Raw genomic sequence first — 16,501 nt, 5'->3', positions numbered from 1 at the left:
TACCCGTCCGCACCACGAAGGAACACAGCTCCCATGAGCACTGAGCAGGACCGCACCGCACAGGGCCGCGTCTCGCTGATCACCGGCGCCTCGCGCGGGATCGGGCGCGCACTCGCGCTGACGCTCGCGCGCGAGGGCGGCACCGTCGTCGTCAACTACAAGAAGAACAAGGACCTCGCCGAGAAGACCGTCGCCGATGTCGAGGAGGCGGGCGGTCAGGGCTTCGCCGTACAGGCCGACGTGGAGACGACGGAGGGTGTCACGGCGCTCTTCGACGAGGTCGCGCGGCGCTGCGGGCGGCTCGACCACTTCGTGTCGAACGCGGCGGCGAGCGCGTTCAAGAACATCGTGGACCTCGGCCCGCACCACCTCGACCGCAGTTACGCGATGAACCTGCGGCCCTTCGTCCTCGGGGCGCAGGAGGCGGTGAAGCTCATGGACAAGGGCGGCCGCATCGTGGCGCTCTCGTCGTACGGGTCGATCCGCGCGTACCCGACGTACGCGACGCTCGGCGCGATGAAGGCCGCGATCGAGGCGTGGGTGCGGTTCATGGCGGTGGAGTTCGCGCCGTACGGGATCAACGTGAACGCCGTGAACGGCGGGCTCATCGACTCGGACTCGCTGGAGTACTTCTACAACGTCAAGGGGATGCCGGACATGCAGGGCGTCCTCGACCGCATCCCCGCCCACCGTCCGGGGACGGTGCAGGAGATGGCGGACACCATCCACTTCCTGCTCGGCGAGGGCTCGGGCTACATCACCGGGCAGACGCTCGTCGTGGACGGCGGGCTGAGCGTCGTGGCGCCGCCGTTCTTCGCTGACGCGGGGCCCGAGTTGCAGCTTCCGCCGCGGCCCACGCGCGAGAGCTGACGTCCGCGCCCGGCGGGCGGCGCGCCCCGGCCTCCCCGCTCGGCGGGCCGGCCCGGGAGCGCTCGCCCCGCCCGCCGGGCATTCACCACCCGGACCCCGGGGAGTCCGCCCCGGGGCCGGAAGCGAGGAGAAGGCCCATGTTCGACCACGTCTTCCGCCCCGGCACGCTCGGCCGCCTGCGTCTGCCGCACCGGGTGGTCATGGGCGCGATGCACCTGAACCTGGAGACGCTCGGCGACGGGGGCGCGGCGCTCGCCGCGTTCTACGCGGAACGCGCGCGTGGCGGCGCGGCGCTGCTCGTCACGGGCGGCACGGCGGTGAGCCCCGAGGGCGCGGGCGGTCCCGGGTACGGGGTCGCCGGGGAGCCCGCGCACGAGGAGGCGCTGCGCCGTACCGCCGCGGCGGTGCACGAGGCGGGCGGGCTCATCGCGCTCCAGCTCTTCCACGCCGGCCGGTACGCGCTGCCCGGCGCGCCCGGCACGGACGGCGGGCCCGGCTGGGCGCCCTCGCCGGTCGCGAGCCGCTTCACGCGCACGACCCCGCGCGAGCTGAGCGGGCCGCGGATCGCCGCGACGGTCGAGGACTTCGCACGGGCCGCGCGGCGGGCCGTGGAACTCGGCTTCGACGCGGTCGAGGTGATGGGCTCCGAGGGCTACCTCGTCAACCAGTTCACGGCGCCGCTCACCAATAGGCGCGAGGACGAGTGGGGCGGGGACCCGGAGCGCAGGCGCCGGTTCCCCGTCGCGGTGGCGGCGGCGGTGCGTGCGGCGGTCGGCGCCGGTTTCCCCGTGCTCTTCCGCATGTCGGGCGCCGATCTCGTCGAGGGCGGAACGCCGCGCGAGGACGTCGGCGCGCTCGCCGTGGCGCTCGCGGAGGCGGGCGTGGACGCGCTCGCCGTGGGGATCGGGTGGCACGAGTCGCCCGTGCCGACCGTGCAGGCGCAGGTCCCGGCGGGGACGTGGGCGACGTACGCGAAGGACGTGAAGCGGGCGCTGCGCGCGGGCGGGCACGGCGCGCTGCCCGTCATCGCGTCGAACCGCTACTCGCGGCTCGCGCAGGTCGACGAGGTGCTGGCGGCGGGGGACGTGGACTTCGTCGCGCTCGCGCGGCCCTTCCTCGCCGATCCGGAGATCGTCGCGAAGTCGCGTGCGGGCCGCCCGGACACGGTGGACGTGTGCCTCGCGTGCAACGAGGCGTGCATCGACAGGTCCTTCGGCACCGAGCGCGTGTCGTGCCTGGTCAATCCGCGTTCCGGGTACGAGGCCGAGTTCCCGCTGACGGTGCGGGAGCGGCGCGGCCGGTACGCGGTGGTCGGCGCGGGCCCGGCCGGACTGGAGGCGGCGCGGACGCTCGCGCGGCTCGGCCAGGAGGTCGAGGTCTTCGAGGCGGAGAGCGAGCCGGGCGGGCAGTTCCGCTGGGCGGCGCGGGTGCCGGGCAAGGAGGACTTCGGCGAGACGGTCCGTCACCACGTGCGCGAGCTGGCCGGGCTGGGGGTGCCGCTGCGGCTCGGGCACCGGGTGGGGCACCGCGACCTCGCGTACCTGGGCGGTCTCGACGGGATCGTGCTCGCGACCGGGGTCCTCGCGCACCGCCCCGACCTGCCGGGGGCCGCGCTGCCGCACGTCCTCGACTACCAGCAGGCGTTCGCCGACCCGGAGGCCCTCGGGCCGCGGGTGGCGATCATCGGCGGGGGCGGGGTCGGCGTGGACCTCGCGCACCTGCTGACGGCGGACCCGCAGCTCAAGCGGACCCCGGAGGCGTTTCTTGCGCGGCACGCGCTGACGGCCGCGGGCGCCGGGGGGCGCGACGCGGCGCTCGCGCCCCGTACCACCTCCGCGGTCCCCCGGCAGGTCACCGTCGTGCGGCGCGGGCGGCGGATGGGCGCGGGCATCGGTCCCTCGACGCGGTGGGTCGTGCTCGACGAGCTCCGCTCGGCCGGGGTGCGGCTCCTGACGGAGACGGGGGTCGAGGAGATCACCCGGGAGGGCGTGGTGGTGCGGGACGCGGGGGGCGGTACGGAGCTGATCGCCGCCGACCACGTCGTGCTCGCCACGGGGCAGGAGCCCGAGCGGGACGTGGCGGTGACGCTGCGGCACGCGGGGGTGCCCTTCGAGGTGGCGGGCGGTGCCGCCGGCACGGGCGCGCTCAACGCGGTGCGCGCGACGGCCGAGGGGCTGCGCGCCGCGCACCGCCTGCTCGACGGGCGGTAGGGGGTCACCGGTCGCGTGCGCGGCCGGCTTTCGCTGGTCTGTTTTCTTTGGTCTGTTTTCCAGGAGGAGTACGTGCAGAGCAATCGACAAGTCGTGGTGACGGGCTTCGGGGCCCTCACTCCGGTCGGCAACGACCGGGAGAGCACGTGGCAGGCGCTCCTCGCGGGGAGGTCGGGCATCGCGCCCCTCACCGCGTTCGACGCGACCGGGCTGCCGACGACGATCGCGGGGGAGGTGAAGGGCTTCGACCCCTCCGCCCTGCTCGACCGCAAGCGCGAGCGCCGCTCGGCGCGCTTCTCGCAGCTCGCGATCGCCGCCGCGCGCGAGGCCGTCGCCGACGCCTCGCTCACGGTGGGCGGCGAGGGGGTGAACGCGGACCGCGTCGGCGTCGTCCTGAACAACGCGGTCGCCGGGATGGACGGCGTCGAGCGCGCGGTGGACCAGATGCACGCCGATCCGCGCACGATCTCCCCGTACTTCGTCTCGTCCGTCATCCCGAACATGCCTGCCTGCGAGGTCGCGATCGACCTCGGGGTGCGCGGCCCGGTGACGGCGAGCGCGCTCGCCTGCGCGAGCGGCGTGTACGCGCTCCTGGAGGCGCGGCGGCTGATCCTGTCGGGCGAGGCCGATGTGGTCCTCGCGGGCGGCACGGACTCGGCGATCACGCGGGTCATGTTCCAGGGGCTGTCGAACATGGGCGCGCTCTCGAAGCGCAACGACGAGCCCGAACGGGCCTCGCGGCCCTTCGACGCGGACCGGGACGGGTTCGTCTTCGGCGAGGGCGCCGTCGTGTGCGTCCTGGAGTCGGCCGAGCACGCCGCCGCGCGCGGCGCGCGCCCCTACGCGGAGGTCGCGGGCGGGGCGCTCACCTCGGACGCCTTCCACGTGAGCGCGCCCGATCCGTCCGGGGCGGGGGCCGTCTCCGCGATGCGGCAGGCGCTGGAGCGCACGGGAACGGTGGCGAGCGACGTGGACTACATCTGCGCGCACGGCACGAGCACCCGCATCAACGACCTCACCGAGTCCAAGGCGATCCGCGAGGTGTACGGCACCAGCGCCTACGACCTCCTCGTCAGCTCCCCGAAGTCGATGGTGGGTCACCTCATCGGCGCGGCGGGGGCGCTCTCGGCGATGGTCGCCGCGCTCGCCATCCGGGACGGCGTCGTGCCGCCCACGATCAATCTCGACCAGCCGGGCGAGGAGTGCGACCTGGACTACGTCCCGCACACCGCCCGCAAGGCGGACGTCCGCGCGGCGGCCGTCAACGCCTTCGGCTTCGGCGGCCAGAACTGCGTCGCCGTGCTGAGAGCGGTCTGAGCACCGCCGTGCCCGCGGTCCTCATTCCGCACCCGGCCTTTTCCGCGATACGCGAGATACGCGAGACACAGATATGAACACCACCCCCGCCTACGACCCGACAGGTTTCCGGGACGTCTTCGAGCAGCGCTTCACCTACTGGGCCGGTTTCGCGCGCAACACGCACCGCTACGCCCGTTCCACCGCGATGTCCGACCCCGCCACGGGCCGCACCTGGACGTACGCGGAACTGGGCGAGGAGGTCGAGCGGCTCGCCGCCGGGCTCGCCGCCCACGGGGTCGGGCCCGGCGACCTCGTCGCCTACCAGCTCTTCAACGGGCCCGAGTTCGCCCTGCTCTGGCTCGCCACGCAGCGCCTGGGCGCGGTGGGCTCACCGGTGAACTTCCGGCTCGCCCCGGGAGAGACGGCGCACATCCTGGACACGGGGCGGCCGGCCGTCTTCGTGTACGACACCTCCGTCGCCGAGTTCGCCGGGCAGGCCCTGGAGCGGGCCGGACACGCGCCGAAGCTCGTGGTGCACGTGCCCTCGGGGCAGGAGGGGGACCACCCGCTGCCCGGCTCCCTGCCCTTCGTGCAACTCGCCGAGCGAGGCGCCGGACAGGCCCTGCCGGACGCCCCCGAGGCCGGGATCTACACGGAGACGACACGCCTGTACACCTCGGGCACGACGGGCCTGCCGAAGGGCGTGCCGCTCAACAACGCGGTCGAGGTGCTCTCGGCGCACGACGTGATCATGCACTTCCCGCTCTCGCCGGAGGACCGCACCCTCAACATGTCCCCGTGGTTCCACCGCGGCGGACTCTACTCGGGCGGCCCCAACCCGGTCTTCTACGTCGGCGGCGAGGTCGTGCCGCTGCGGCACTTCGACGCGGACACCGTGCTCGACCTCGTGGAGAAGCGGGGGATCACCTTCCTCATCGGGGCGCCGACCAATCTGGAGCGGCTCGCGGACGCGCAGGAGCGCCGCCCGCGCGACCTGTCCACGCTGCGCGGCATCGTGACGATGGGCGCGCCGCTCGACCGCGCCGCCTGCCTGCGGTACCAGGAGGTCCTGACGCCGCGGATCTTCAACGGGTACGGGACGACCGAGGCCTTCTGGAACACGTTCCTGCGCCCCGCCGACCTCCCCGTCCACGCGGGCAGCGCGGGCCGCGCCTGCACGGACGACGACGTCGCCGTCGTGAAGGTCTACGAGGACCGGCGCGCCGAGCCGGACGACCTCGCGGCGAAGGACGGCAGCGAGATCGGCGAGGTCATCGTGCGCTCGCCGAAGTCCGGCTACGGCTACATCGGGCGCCCGGAGGAGCAGGCCGAGAACTTCCGGCAGGGCTGGCTGTACATCGGCGACCTCGCGACGTGGGACGAGGACGAGTACGTGACGATCGTGGGGCGCCGCGACGACATGATCCTCTCCGGCGGCGAGAACGTGCACCCGGTGCAGGTCGAGGAGGTGCTCAACGAGCACCCGGGCGTCGCGGACGCCGCGGTGGTCGGGGCGCCGGACCCGGAGTGGGGCCAGCTCGTCACCGCGTACGTGGTGCGCAAGGACGCGGCCGTGACGGTGGAGGACCTGGAGAAGCACTGCCGGGCGCACCCGATGCTGGCGGCGTACAAGAGGCCGAGGGCCTACCGCTTCGTGGAGGCGCTGCCGGTGACGTCGACGGGGAAGAAGATCCACTATCAGTTGCGGGAGCGGGTTTCCGCGGACGCGGCGGCCGGGCTGCTGGAGCGGGTGGGCCGGTAGCCGACGGGTGCGGCCCCCGCGGGGTTCCGGGGCGCCGCCCCGGGCCCCGCTCCGCGGGCGCCGCAGCGGCTGAGGACACGGGCCCCGCTCCCGCCCGCCCGTGGGTCACGTCTTCGCGCGGGACACCGCTCCCTGGGCCAGCGGCGAGCGGGCCAGTTCCGCGACGCCCGCCGCGATCAGCGCCGCTCCGGCCAGTTCCGGGAGGAGCCACCAGCCGGTGCGGAGGTGTTCGCCGAAGAGGACCACCCCGTAGACGATGCTGATCAGGGCGTCCCCCAGGGTCAGCATCGGCTGGGACGCGGCGAGGGAGCCCGCCTGAAGGGCGTTCTGGAGGAGGAAGAGGGCGCCGACGCCCGCCACAGCCGTTCCGTACAGCTGCCAGCTGGAGAAGAGCGCCGCGAGTCCTCCGCCGTTCTCCAGGCGGGCCAGCGCGTCCTTCATGAGGGCCGCCGTGAGCGCGTAGCCGCACGCGGCGGCGAGGCCGAGGAGGGCGGCACGGGGGTTGCCCCTCGTGCTCAGCGCGAGGCCGAGGACGAGCGCCTCGAAGAGGCCCGTCACGACGAGGGCCGGCAGCCAGGTCAGGCCGTGCACCCGTTCCGTGCCGCCACCGGGGGCCGCGCTCGCCATGCCCAGCGCCAGGCCGAGCGACACCGCGATGACCCCGGTCCAGATGCGCGCGCCGAGCCTCACCCGGAAGAGGTGACCGGCGAGGAGCAGCGTCGCGGGCAGTTCGATCACGAAGATCGGCTGGACGACGGCGATCGGCCCCGTCGCGAGCGCGACCGCCTGGCACGCCGCTGCCACGAGCACCATGCCGATCCCCGCGAGCCACACGCGCTGCCGCAGCAGTTTCACGATCAGCGACGCGTGCAGCACGTCGCGGTCGGGGACGGTCGCGGCGGCTCGCCGCTGGAGCACGGACGCGGTGCCGTTGCTGATGGCCGTCAGCACGGCGAACAGGACGCTGATCACACGGACCATCATGCGCCGTGCGGGCGAGGGGCGCCGGATGGAATGAGGCAGTCGGTGGCAGGGTTGGAGGGTACGAGCAAGGAGTGACCCCATGGGTGAAGTGATCCTGGTCAGGCACGGCGAGACCGCGTGGAGCCTGACCGGCAAGCACACGAGTTACACGGAGCTGCCGCTCACGGCGCGCGGCGAGGAACAGGCGCGGTCCCTCGCGCCGCTGCTCGCCCGGCGCAGGATCGCGCTCACCGTCACGAGCCCGATGCAGCGGGCCGTGACGACGGCGCGCCTCGCCGGCCTCGGCGACACGTTCACGGACCCGGAGCTGCACGAGTGGGACTACGGGGCGTACGAGGGCGTGACGACCGCGCGCATCCACCAGGAGCGGCCCGACTGGGACCTGTGGCGCGACGGGGTCGACGAAGGGCCCGCGGAGCACCCGGGCGAGACGCCGAAGCAGGTGAGCGAGCGGGCCGACCGCGTCCTCGCGCGCGTCGACAAGGCGTTGCGCGACGCGGATCTCGACGGGGAGGGCGGCGATGTGGTGCTGGTCGCGCACGCGCACTTCCTGCGGGCGCTGACCGCGCGCAGGCTCGGCCTGGACGTGTCCGCCGGGGCGCTCTTCCGCCTGGACGTGGGCTCGCTGAGCCGGCTGGGGACGGAGCACGGCAGGCCGGTGATCTCGGCGTGGAACGTGACGTCGGAGGACCGGGGCGCCTGACCCGTCCTCGGGCGGAGGGCCCGGGGCGCGCCCCCGCACCCGCTCCTCGGACGCCGGAGGACTGAGGCCCCGGGGCCCGGCAGGGCGCGGCCCCCTTGCCCGGGAGGCGTCCCGGGAGCGCGGGACCTAGCGTGGAGGGAAGAGCCTGTCCGCCACCCCGGGAGGATTCGCCATGAAGGTCGGTGTCATCGGCGGCACGGGCCGCGTCGGCTCGCGGCTCATCGCGCACCTCCGGGCGGGCGGGCACCAGGGAGTGGCCCTCGTGCGCTCCGCCGGGGTCGACGTCGTCACGGGTGAGGGGCTGCGCGAGGGGCTCGAAGGCTGTGAGGTGTGCGTGGACGTCTCCACGCCACCCGCCTTCGACGAGAGTTCGCTGCGGTTCCAGGAAGCGGCCATGGCGCACATGGTCGAGGCGGGGCGCGCGGCCGGTGTCGGGCACTTCGTGGTGCTCTCCATCGTCGGCTGCGACGACGTGCCCCAGGTGCCCTACTACGCGGCGAAGGCGTACCAGGAGCAGGCCCTCGCCGACTCGGGGGTGCCGTGGTCGGTGCTGCGGGCCACGCAGTTCCACGAGTTCATCCCCGACGTCATGGACTGGACCACGGAACGCGGCGTCGTGCGGCTGCCGCCCACGCCGCTCCAGCCCGTCGCGGCGGCGGACGTCGTGAACGTGCTCGTGGACGTCGTGCTCGGCCCGCCGACGCGGGCCCGCGCGAACCTGGCGGGGCCCGAGTCCCTCGCCCTCGACGACCTCGCCCGGCACGTGCTCGCCCTGCACCCCGACGGGCGGGCCGTCGTGACCGACGAGCAGGCGGGGATCTTCGCCGCCGTCCCGGGGGCCGAGCTGACCGCGCCGCACGACGCGACGATCGCGCCGACCACGTTCGACGAGTGGCTGCGCGACTCCTGGCCCGCCTAGGCACGGCGCGGGCACGGGGCGGGCACCGGCACAATGGGCGGCATGGCCCGTCGTAAAGCATCCCGTACCGCCCCCGCGGCGGCCCGTACCGTCCCCGCCACCTGCCCCTGCGGGAGTCCCGCCCCGTACCCGGAGCACTGCGGGAAGCTGCACGCGGGCGGGGTCGCGGCGCGGGCCGAGGACCTCATGCGGGCCAGGTACAGCGCCTTCGTCGTGGGCGACGAGGCGTATCTGCGGCGCAGCTGGCACCCGGACACGTGTCCGCCCGTGATCGGGCTCGACGGCGGGACGCGCTGGGAGGGCCTGGAGATCGAGGCGAGCGAGCGGGGTTCGGCCTTCCACCAGGACGGCACCGTCACCTTCCGCGCCCGCTACCGCGAGGGCGGCACCCCGGGCGCGCTCCACGAGCGGAGCCGCTTCACGCGCGTGGGCGGGGAATGGGTGTACGTGGACGGGGACTTCCTGGACTGAGCGCTCCCGGCCGGGAGGGGGCGGGGCCCTCCGGCCGCGACGGGTTCAGGGTGCCAGCACGTCCAGTTCGTGCAGCGCGCCCACCGTGATCTCGCGCGTCAGCGCCTCCGCGCGGGCCGCGTCCCGCACCCGTACCGCCTCGGCGACCTGTACGTGCAGCGTCACGGCGGCCGGGTCGGGGTCCTCGAACATGACCTGGTGGCGGGTGCGCCCGGTGAGGATGGCGGCGACGACGTCGCCGAGGCGCGCGAACATCTCGTTGCGCGAGGCGGTCAGCACGATGCGGTGGAACTCGACGTCGTGCACGAGGTACGCCTCCAGGCGCCGTCCGTGCGAGGTGGCGACCATGCCGAGGGCCGCCTCGGTGAGCGCCGCGCACTCCTCAGGGGTGCAGTGGCGGGCCGCGAGCCCCGCCGCGATCGGTTCGACGGCGGACCGAAGGACCGTCAGGGAGCGGAGCTGGCGCGGCCGGTCGGCTCCCGCGAGGCGCCAGGAGATGACGCGCGGGTCGTAGACGTTCCACTCCTCGATGGGGCGGACCGTGACCCCGACGCGGCGGCGCGAGCTGACGAGGCGCATCGCCTCCAGGACCCGGACCGCCTCGCGGATCACCGACCGCGAGACCTCGAAGCGCTCGGCGAGGGCGTCGCCGCGCAGCACGCTGCCCGGCGGGTACTCCCCGCCCGTGATGGCTTTGCCCAGGTGGTCGAGTACGCGGCCGTGGAGGCCCCCGTCCTGCGAAGTCATGGGCTCAGCGTACGGCGCGTTGCGCACACCGCAATACGTAAGACTTTTACGTCACATTCTCTTGAATAAGTATGACGTGTGGGTTTCAGTGGCGTGCACAGACGAGGTCGAAGAAGACAGCGAAGGACAACGAGGCAGCGATGAGCACCCCCCCTGTCGTCGTGGTGATGGGCGTCGCCGGTACCGGCAAGACGACCATCGGGCCACTGGTGGCCGCACAGCTCGGCGTCACGTACGCCGAGGGCGACGACTTCCATCCCCCGGCGAATATCGCCAAGATGAGCGCCGGGACCCCGCTCGACGACGCGGACCGGGCCCCGTGGCTCGACGCCATCGGACGCTGGGCGCACGGACGGGCGGACCGGGGCGGAGTGGTCAGCTGCTCCGCGCTCAAGCGCTCCTACCGGGACCGGCTGCGTGCCGAGGCCCCCGGGCTCGTCTTCCTCCACCTCACCGGGGACCGGGCGCTCATCGCGGACCGCATGGGGCACCGTCAGGGCCACTTCATGCCGACCAAGCTCCTGGATTCGCAGTTCGCGACGCTCCAGCCGCTCGGTCCCGACGAGAACGGGGTCGAGGTCGACGTGCGCGGCACTCCCGAGGAGATCGCCGCGCGCGCCGTGGCGGCCCTCGGACCCTCGGCCTCCGCGCCCGCCCCCGAACCCGCGCCCTGACCGGGCGCGCCGTGCCCCGGAACGCCTTCCCCCCATGGGCTGATCCGCCCCTCCCCCACACCCCTCCTCTCCCCATCCCCACTCCCCCAAGGAAAAGACCGTGACCAGTCTCAGCGTCGAGATGCTGGCAGCGGACGCCGAGCCGATCACCTCGGCGGGCAACGCCCAGCTCGGGATAGCCGTCGTGCTCGGCATCGCCGTCATCGTCGTCCTCATCGCGAAGTTCAAGCTTCACGCCTTCCTGGCGCTGACGATCGGCGCGCTCGTGCTCGGCGCCGTGGCCGGCGCCCCGCTCGACAAGGCGATCACCAGCTTCACCACCGGCCTCGGCTCGACCGTGGCCAGCACCGGCGTGCTCATCGCGCTCGGCTCGATCCTCGGCAAGCTCCTCGCCGACTCCGGCGGCGCCGACCGGATCGTGGACACGATCATCGCCAAGGCGAGCCCGAAGAAGATGCCGTGGGCCATGGTGCTCATCGCGGCCGTGATCGGTCTGCCGATCTTCTTCGAGGTCGGCATCGTGTTGCTGATCCCCGTCGTCCTGATGGTCGCCAAGCGCGGCAACTACTCGCTCATGCGGATCGGCATCCCGGCGCTCGCGGGTCTGTCGGTCATGCACGGTCTCGTCCCGCCGCACCCCGGTCCGCTCGTCGCCGTCGACGCCCTCCACGCCAACCTCGGCATCACGCTCGCGCTCGGCATCGTCGTCGCGATCCCCTCGGTGATCGTCGCGGGCCCGCTCTTCGCGCGGTACGCGGCCCGCTGGGTCGACGTGAAGGCCCCCGAGGCGATGACGCCGAAGCGCGCGAGCGACGACCTGGAGAAGACCCCCGGCTTCTTCGCCACCGTCGCGACGCTGCTCCTGCCCGTCGTCCTCATGCTGCTCAAGGCGATCGTCGACATCATCGTCGACGACCCGGCCGACCTGACGCAGCGCGTCTTCGACGTCATCGGCAACCCGATGTTCGCCCTCCTCGTGGCCTGCCTGCTCGGCCTCTTCACGCTGGGCCGCGCGGCCGGCTTCACGCGGGACCGGCTCTCCGAGACCGTCGAGAAGTCGCTCATGCCGATCGCGGGCGTGCTCCTCATCGTCGCCGCCGGCGGCGGCTTCAAGCAGGTGCTCGTGGACGCGGGCGTGGGCCAGATGATCCTCGACATCTCCAAGGACTGGTCGATCCCGGCGCTCCTGCTCGCCTGGCTCATCGCGGTCATCATCCGCCTCGCCACCGGCTCCGCGACCGTCGCGACGGTGTCCGCCGCCGGTCTCGCCTCGGGCCTCGCCGACGGCATGTCCACGACGCACGTGGCGCTCATGGTCCTCGCGATCGGCGCGGGCTCGCTCTTCTTCAGCCACGTCAACGACGCCGGCTTCTGGCTCGTGAAGGGCTACTTCGGCCTCGACGTGGGCCAGACCGTCAAGACGTGGTCGTTCATGGAGACGATCCTGTCGGTCATGGGCTTGGTGATGGTCCTGCTGCTGTCGCTGGTGTTGTAGCGGCGACGCGCGGACGTGCGTGAGGGGCGGGCCCGGAGGTACGGGCCCGCCCCTCACGCGTGCGGCCCAGCCGGCCGTGCCGCCGTCCGTTCAGGAGACCGCCTTCGCCGCCGCCCGGCCGGCCGTGCGGCCCGAGAAGAGGCAGCCGCCCAGGAAGGTCCCCTCCAGGGAGCGGTAGCCGTGGACGCCCCCGCCCCCGAAGCCCGCCGCCTCGCCCGCCGCGTAGAGGCCGGGGAGCAGGTCGCCCGCCTCGGTGAGGACGCGCGAGGAGAGGTCGGTCTCCAGGCCGCCCAGGGACTTGCGGGTCAGGATGTGCAGCTTCACCGCGATGAGCGGGCCCGCCGCGGGGTCGAGGACCCGGTGCGGCGCGGCGGCGCGGACGAGGCGGTCCCCGAGGAACTTCCGCGCACCGCGGATCGCCGTGACCTGGAGGTCCTTCGTGAAGGGGTTGGCGATCTCCCGGTCGCGCTCGACGAGGACCCGGCGCAGGGCCTCCTCCTCGATGAGGGGCTTGTCCGTGAGCGCGTTCATGCCCCGTACCAGCGCCCCGAGGTCCTTCTCCACGACGAAGTCCGCGCCGTGGTCCATGAACGCCTTGACCGGGCCGGGGACCGCCGCGCGGGCGCGCTCGACGACGCCGCGCACGGACCTGCCCGTGAGGTCCGGGTTCTGCTCGGAGCCCGAGAGCGTGAACTCCTTGCCGATGATGCGCTGGTTGAGGACGAACCACGTGTAGCCGTGCCCGGTGCTCATGATGTGGTCGAGCGTGCCGAGCGTGTCGAAGCCGGGGAAGAGCGGCACGGGGAGGCGCCTGCCCTCGGCGTCGAGCCACAGCGAGGAGGGGCCCGGCAGGATGCGGATGCCGTGCTTGGCCCAGATCGGGTTCCAGTTCTGGATGCCCTCGGTGTAGTGCCACATGCGGTCGCCGTTGATGAGGTGGCCGCCCGCGTCGCCCGCGACCTTGAGCATGAGCCCGTCGACGTGCGCGGGCACCCCCGAGAGCAGCTTCTCGGGCGGGGTGCCGAGCCGGGGGGGCCACGCCGCGCGCACGAGGTCGTGGTTGCCGCCGATGCCGCCCGTCGTGACGATCACCGCCTGGGCGCGCAGTTCGAAGGAGCCCGTGACGGTGCGGCTGCTCGCGGTGCCGCGCGCGACGCCGGACGGCTCCAGGACCTCCCCGCTCACCGTGTCCACACTGCCCGCCCGGCGCGCGAGCCCGGTGACGCGGTGCCGGAAGCGGAACTCGACGAGCCCCCGCGCCGCGGCCTCGCGCACGCGCCGCACGAAGGGCGCGAGCAGACCGGGGCCCGTGCCCCACGTGATGTGGAAGCGCGGTACGGAGTTGCCGTGGCCGCCCGCGTCGTAGCCGCCGCGCTCGGCCCAGCCGACGACAGGGAAGAGCCGCACTCCCCTCTTGCGCAGCCACGCGCGCTTCTCACCGGCCGCGAAGTCCACGTACGCCTCGGCCCAGCGGCGCGGCCACAGGTCCTCCTCGCGGTCGAAGCCCGCCGTGCCCATCCAGTCCTGGAGCGCCAGCTCGTGGCTGTCGCGGATGCGCAGCCTGCGCTGCTCGGGCGAGTCGACGAGGAAGAGCCCGCCGAAGGACCAGTGCGCCTGGCCGCCGAGCGACTGCTCGGGCTCCTGGTCGAGGAGGATCACCTTGCGTCCCGCGTCGGCGAGTTCGGCGGTCGCCGCGAGCCCCGCCAGTCCCCCGCCGATCACGATGACGTCCGCGTCGTAGGCCATGCGGCTCTTCCTGTCCTGTGAGGCCCGCGGGCGCGGGGAGTCCGTACGGGGCGGCGCCTCCCGCCGGCTCCGCCAGGGTTACCGGTGAGTCAGTTCCCGTCCGATCCTGGCCGTGCCACCCGGTCGCGTCAACCGTCCGGAGGGCCCCGCCTCAAGCGTCCGGAAGCGTTCGCGTCAACCCTCCGGAAGCGGGTACCCGTCGGGCGAAAGGGGCGACGGGGCGATATCGTCGCCTCGGCAGCCACCCCCCACCCGGTGTTGAGGTGCGCGACGTGTCCGTACTGGTCCTGGTCCTGGCGGTGGCCGCCGCGTTCTGCCTGGGCACGGGCTTCGTCTTCCAGCAGAACGCCGCGCAGCACGCCCCGCCCGGGGCCTTCCTCTCGCCGCGCATCCTCCTCGTCCTGGTCCGCAAGCCGCGCTGGCTCGCGGGCATCGGGCTCATGGTGACGGGCATGGTCCTCAGCGCGCTCGCGCTCGGCGACGGCGAGATCTCCCTCGTCGAACCCTTCCTCGCCACCAACCTCCTCTTCGCGATGGCCCTTTCGCGCTGGCAGACGGGGCAGCCGCTCGGCCGGCAGGGCTGGGGCGGGCTCGTCCTGCTCACCGGCGGGGTCGCCGCGTTCATCCTCTCGGGACGCCCGCGCGGCGGCGACGCGATCACCGACCCGCTGCGGCGCTGGCTCATCATCGGGCTCATGCTCGGGATCGCGCTGCTCCTCGCCGCGTACGCGCGCCGCTCCCGCCTCACCGCCGCGCCCGCGCTCCTCGCCACGGGCGCGGGCCTGCTGTACGGGGTGCAGGACGCGCTCACCCGGGTGAGCGGCGAGGTCTTCGGCACGGGGGGCTTCGGGGCGCTCGTCCTGACGTGGGAGCCGTACGTCGTCGTGGCGCTCGGCGTGAGCGGGCTCGTCCTCGTGCAGAGCGCTTTCGAGGCGGGCCCGCTGCGCACCTCGCTGCCCGCGCTCTCGGCGACGCAGCCGCTCGCCGGGATCGTCTGCGGGGTCGGCTTCCTGGGCGACCAGCTCCGCATGGACGCGGGAGCGCTCGCGGGCGAGGCGGCGGGACTCGCGGCGATCGTGGTGGGCATCGTGCTCCTCGGCCGGCACCCCGCGATGCCCTCCGGGAACGCGGAACCGCCGCAACCGGAGAGGGACCTGCAACCGGGCTGAACCGGAACCCCTCGGGCGCCGGAGTGCTTCGGGGAGGCCGGAGCCGCCACGGGAGGCCGGAGGCGACTGCCCGGCCATTCCGAGGGAGCCCCTTGACGAGCCCGACGAGACCACGCCCGTGCGGGGCCCCGCACGGGACTCGCCCGCGCGGGCCTCCCTCTCCCCACGCGCCCCCGGACGCGGTGGTTGGATGGCTCCATGGCTTCCGTGCATCAGACACCCGCCGACCCCGCCGACGAGATCCTCGACGTCGTGGACCCGGACGACCGCGTGACCGGGCAGGCCCGGCGCGGGGACGTCTACGCGCGGGGCCTGCGGCACCGCTGCGTGTTCATCCGGGTCAGGGACGAGCGCGGGCGGATCTTCGTGCACCGCAGGACGCCCGGCAAGCTCGTCTTCCCCTCGTACTACGACATGTTCGTCGGCGGTGTCGTGGGGGCCGGCGAGTCCTACGACGAGGCCGCGCTGCGCGAGGCGGAGGAGGAACTGGGGGTGAGCGGGCTCGACCGGCCCGAACCGCTCTTCCGCTTCCTGTACGAGGACGCCTCGACCGGTTCCTGGTGGTCGGCCGTCTACGACGTCCGCTGCGCGCTGCCGGTCGCACCGCAGGCCGAGGAGGTCGCCTGGCACGACTTCCTGACGGACGAGGAACTGGAGGCCAGGCTCGGGGAATGGCCCTGGGTGCCCGACGGTCTCGCCGCGTACCACCGGCTGCGGGCGCACGATGGCCGCTGAGCAGCGGGAGGGACTGCTGCGGCGCCTCCTCTCCCCGGCCGGTGTGACCCGCGAGGGCACCACGCCCGACTACCGGTTCTCGCTCGCCAACGAGCGCACGTTCCTCGCCTGGCTGCGCACCTCGCTCGCCCTCGTCGGCGGCGGTTTCGCCGTCGACCAGTTCCTCCCCGACCTGCGCTGGGGGTGGCGCGTCGGGCTCGCGCTCGCGCTGCTCGGCTGCGGGGTGCTGTGCGCGCTGCGCGCGGTCGTGCACTGGCTGCGCTGCGAGCGCGCGATGCGGCACGGCGAGGACCTGCCGGTGACGCGCTTCCCCGTGCTGCTCGGCCTCGTCATCGCGGCGGTCGCCGTCGTGATGGTCGTCGTCGTGGTCTTCGGCCTCGCGGGGTGAGCGGGCTGAACGGGAGGGGCGCGGGCGGCGACGCGGGCTTCGCGCGCGATCCCGGGCTCCAGCCCGAGCGGACCCGCCTCGCCTGGCGGCGTACCGTGCTCTCCGCGACCGTCGCCGGGGTCCTCGCGCTCAAGGCGGCGCTCGCGCACGGGGTGCCCCTCGCGTGGGTGGCCTGCGTCGTGCCCGTGCTGGTGTTCCTCGCCCTCGCGACGCGGCGCGCGCGGGCCCTCGCGGCACCGCGTCCGGCCGCCCTCTCGCCCCGCTCGGCCCTTCTCGCCGCCTGCTGCGCCGGAACCCTGGCGCTCGCGGCGGTTCCTGTGATCCTCTGA

General features: G+C 73.8%; 16 protein-coding genes. 13 read left to right on the top strand and 3 right to left on the bottom strand.

Going from position 1 to position 16,501, the window contains the following annotated elements:
• The first annotated feature begins 33 nt into the window (after positions 1 to 33).
• The 4 genes from IF99_RS0105305 to IF99_RS0105290 all read left to right on the top strand — a co-directional run bounded on the left by IF99_RS0105305 (position 34) and on the right by IF99_RS0105290 (position 6,141).
• Complete coding sequence (locus IF99_RS0105305) at positions 34 to 870, top strand: SDR family oxidoreductase (RefSeq protein WP_030995159.1); 837 nt, start codon at positions 34 to 36, stop codon at positions 868 to 870.
• Between the two features lie 137 nt (positions 871 to 1,007).
• Positions 1,008 to 3,080: an FAD-dependent oxidoreductase gene (locus tag IF99_RS0105300; RefSeq protein WP_030995158.1), complete on the top strand. Its 2,073-nt coding sequence runs from the start codon at positions 1,008 to 1,010 to the stop codon at positions 3,078 to 3,080.
• A gap of 72 nt (positions 3,081 to 3,152) precedes the next feature.
• On the top strand, positions 3,153 to 4,397 hold the full coding sequence (fabF, locus tag IF99_RS0105295) for a beta-ketoacyl-ACP synthase II (protein WP_267882231.1): 1,245 nt from the start codon (positions 3,153 to 3,155) through the stop codon (positions 4,395 to 4,397).
• Between the two features lie 73 nt (positions 4,398 to 4,470).
• Complete coding sequence (locus IF99_RS0105290) at positions 4,471 to 6,141, top strand: class I adenylate-forming enzyme family protein (protein ID WP_030995156.1); 1,671 nt, start codon at positions 4,471 to 4,473, stop codon at positions 6,139 to 6,141.
• Between the two features lie 105 nt (positions 6,142 to 6,246).
• On the opposite strand, the gene IF99_RS0105285 is transcribed toward IF99_RS0105290, so the two are convergent.
• Positions 6,247 to 7,125, bottom strand: a complete 879-nt coding sequence (locus tag IF99_RS0105285; RefSeq protein WP_030995155.1) for a DMT family transporter — start codon at positions 7,123 to 7,125, stop codon at positions 6,247 to 6,249.
• A 79-nt stretch (positions 7,126 to 7,204) separates the two neighbouring features.
• Here IF99_RS0105285 and IF99_RS0105280 point away from each other — a divergent pair, with 79 nt between their 5' ends.
• From IF99_RS0105280 to IF99_RS0105270, 3 genes are all read left to right on the top strand, one after another.
• The gene (locus tag IF99_RS0105280) at positions 7,205 to 7,828 is read left to right on the top strand and encodes a histidine phosphatase family protein (RefSeq protein WP_030995154.1); all 624 of its coding nucleotides are present in this window, start codon (positions 7,205 to 7,207) and stop codon (positions 7,826 to 7,828) included.
• Positions 7,829 to 8,000: 172 nt separating this feature from the next.
• Positions 8,001 to 8,747 (top strand): SDR family oxidoreductase, encoded by a 747-nt coding sequence (locus IF99_RS0105275; protein ID WP_030995153.1) that lies wholly within the window; start codon positions 8,001 to 8,003, stop codon positions 8,745 to 8,747.
• A 42-nt stretch (positions 8,748 to 8,789) separates the two neighbouring features.
• A complete protein-coding gene (locus tag IF99_RS0105270) occupies positions 8,790 to 9,218 on the top strand; it encodes a YchJ family protein (RefSeq protein WP_030995152.1) in 429 nt (142 codons plus the stop codon).
• A 45-nt stretch (positions 9,219 to 9,263) separates the two neighbouring features.
• Here the strand turns inward: IF99_RS0105270 and IF99_RS0105265 are convergent, their stop codons facing one another.
• The gene (locus IF99_RS0105265; protein ID WP_030995151.1) at positions 9,264 to 9,965 is read right to left on the bottom strand and encodes a FadR/GntR family transcriptional regulator; all 702 of its coding nucleotides are present in this window, start codon (positions 9,963 to 9,965) and stop codon (positions 9,264 to 9,266) included.
• A 140-nt stretch (positions 9,966 to 10,105) separates the two neighbouring features.
• On the opposite strand from IF99_RS0105265, the gene IF99_RS0105260 reads away from it, so the two are divergent.
• Both IF99_RS0105260 and IF99_RS0105255 read left to right on the top strand, forming a co-directional pair.
• The gene (locus tag IF99_RS0105260; RefSeq protein WP_030995150.1) at positions 10,106 to 10,639 is read left to right on the top strand and encodes a gluconokinase; all 534 of its coding nucleotides are present in this window, start codon (positions 10,106 to 10,108) and stop codon (positions 10,637 to 10,639) included.
• A gap of 100 nt (positions 10,640 to 10,739) precedes the next feature.
• Positions 10,740 to 12,134: a GntP family permease gene (locus IF99_RS0105255; protein ID WP_030995149.1), complete on the top strand. Its 1,395-nt coding sequence runs from the start codon at positions 10,740 to 10,742 to the stop codon at positions 12,132 to 12,134.
• Between the two features lie 90 nt (positions 12,135 to 12,224).
• Here the strand turns inward: IF99_RS0105255 and IF99_RS0105250 are convergent, their stop codons facing one another.
• A complete protein-coding gene (locus tag IF99_RS0105250) occupies positions 12,225 to 13,880 on the bottom strand; it encodes an FAD-binding dehydrogenase (RefSeq protein WP_030995148.1) in 1,656 nt (551 codons plus the stop codon).
• 263 nt (positions 13,881 to 14,143) lie between these two features.
• Here IF99_RS0105250 and IF99_RS0105245 point away from each other — a divergent pair, with 263 nt between their 5' ends.
• The 4 genes from IF99_RS0105245 to IF99_RS0105230 all read left to right on the top strand — a co-directional run bounded on the left by IF99_RS0105245 (position 14,144) and on the right by IF99_RS0105230 (position 16,501).
• A complete protein-coding gene (locus tag IF99_RS0105245; protein WP_078654994.1) occupies positions 14,144 to 15,049 on the top strand; it encodes a DMT family transporter in 906 nt (301 codons plus the stop codon).
• A gap of 198 nt (positions 15,050 to 15,247) precedes the next feature.
• Positions 15,248 to 15,784 (top strand): NUDIX domain-containing protein, encoded by a 537-nt coding sequence (locus tag IF99_RS0105240; protein WP_030995146.1) that lies wholly within the window; start codon positions 15,248 to 15,250, stop codon positions 15,782 to 15,784.
• Complete coding sequence (locus IF99_RS0105235; RefSeq protein WP_030995145.1) at positions 15,774 to 16,172, top strand: YidH family protein; 399 nt, start codon at positions 15,774 to 15,776, stop codon at positions 16,170 to 16,172. The genes IF99_RS0105240 and IF99_RS0105235 overlap by 11 nt, the downstream gene beginning before the upstream one ends.
• Positions 16,169 to 16,501 carry a DUF202 domain-containing protein gene (locus IF99_RS0105230; RefSeq protein ID WP_030995144.1) on the top strand — a complete coding sequence of 111 codons (333 nt, stop codon included), beginning with the start codon at positions 16,169 to 16,171 and terminating at the stop codon, positions 16,499 to 16,501. Before IF99_RS0105235 ends, IF99_RS0105230 begins: the two co-directional genes overlap by 4 nt.

The organism is Streptomyces sp. NRRL F-5630 (assembly GCF_000719475.1).
Classification (GTDB): domain Bacteria; phylum Actinomycetota; class Actinomycetes; order Streptomycetales; family Streptomycetaceae; genus Streptomyces.
The sequence above is the reverse complement of the archived record's forward strand: the minus strand, read 5'-3'. Positions and strand labels throughout refer to the sequence as shown.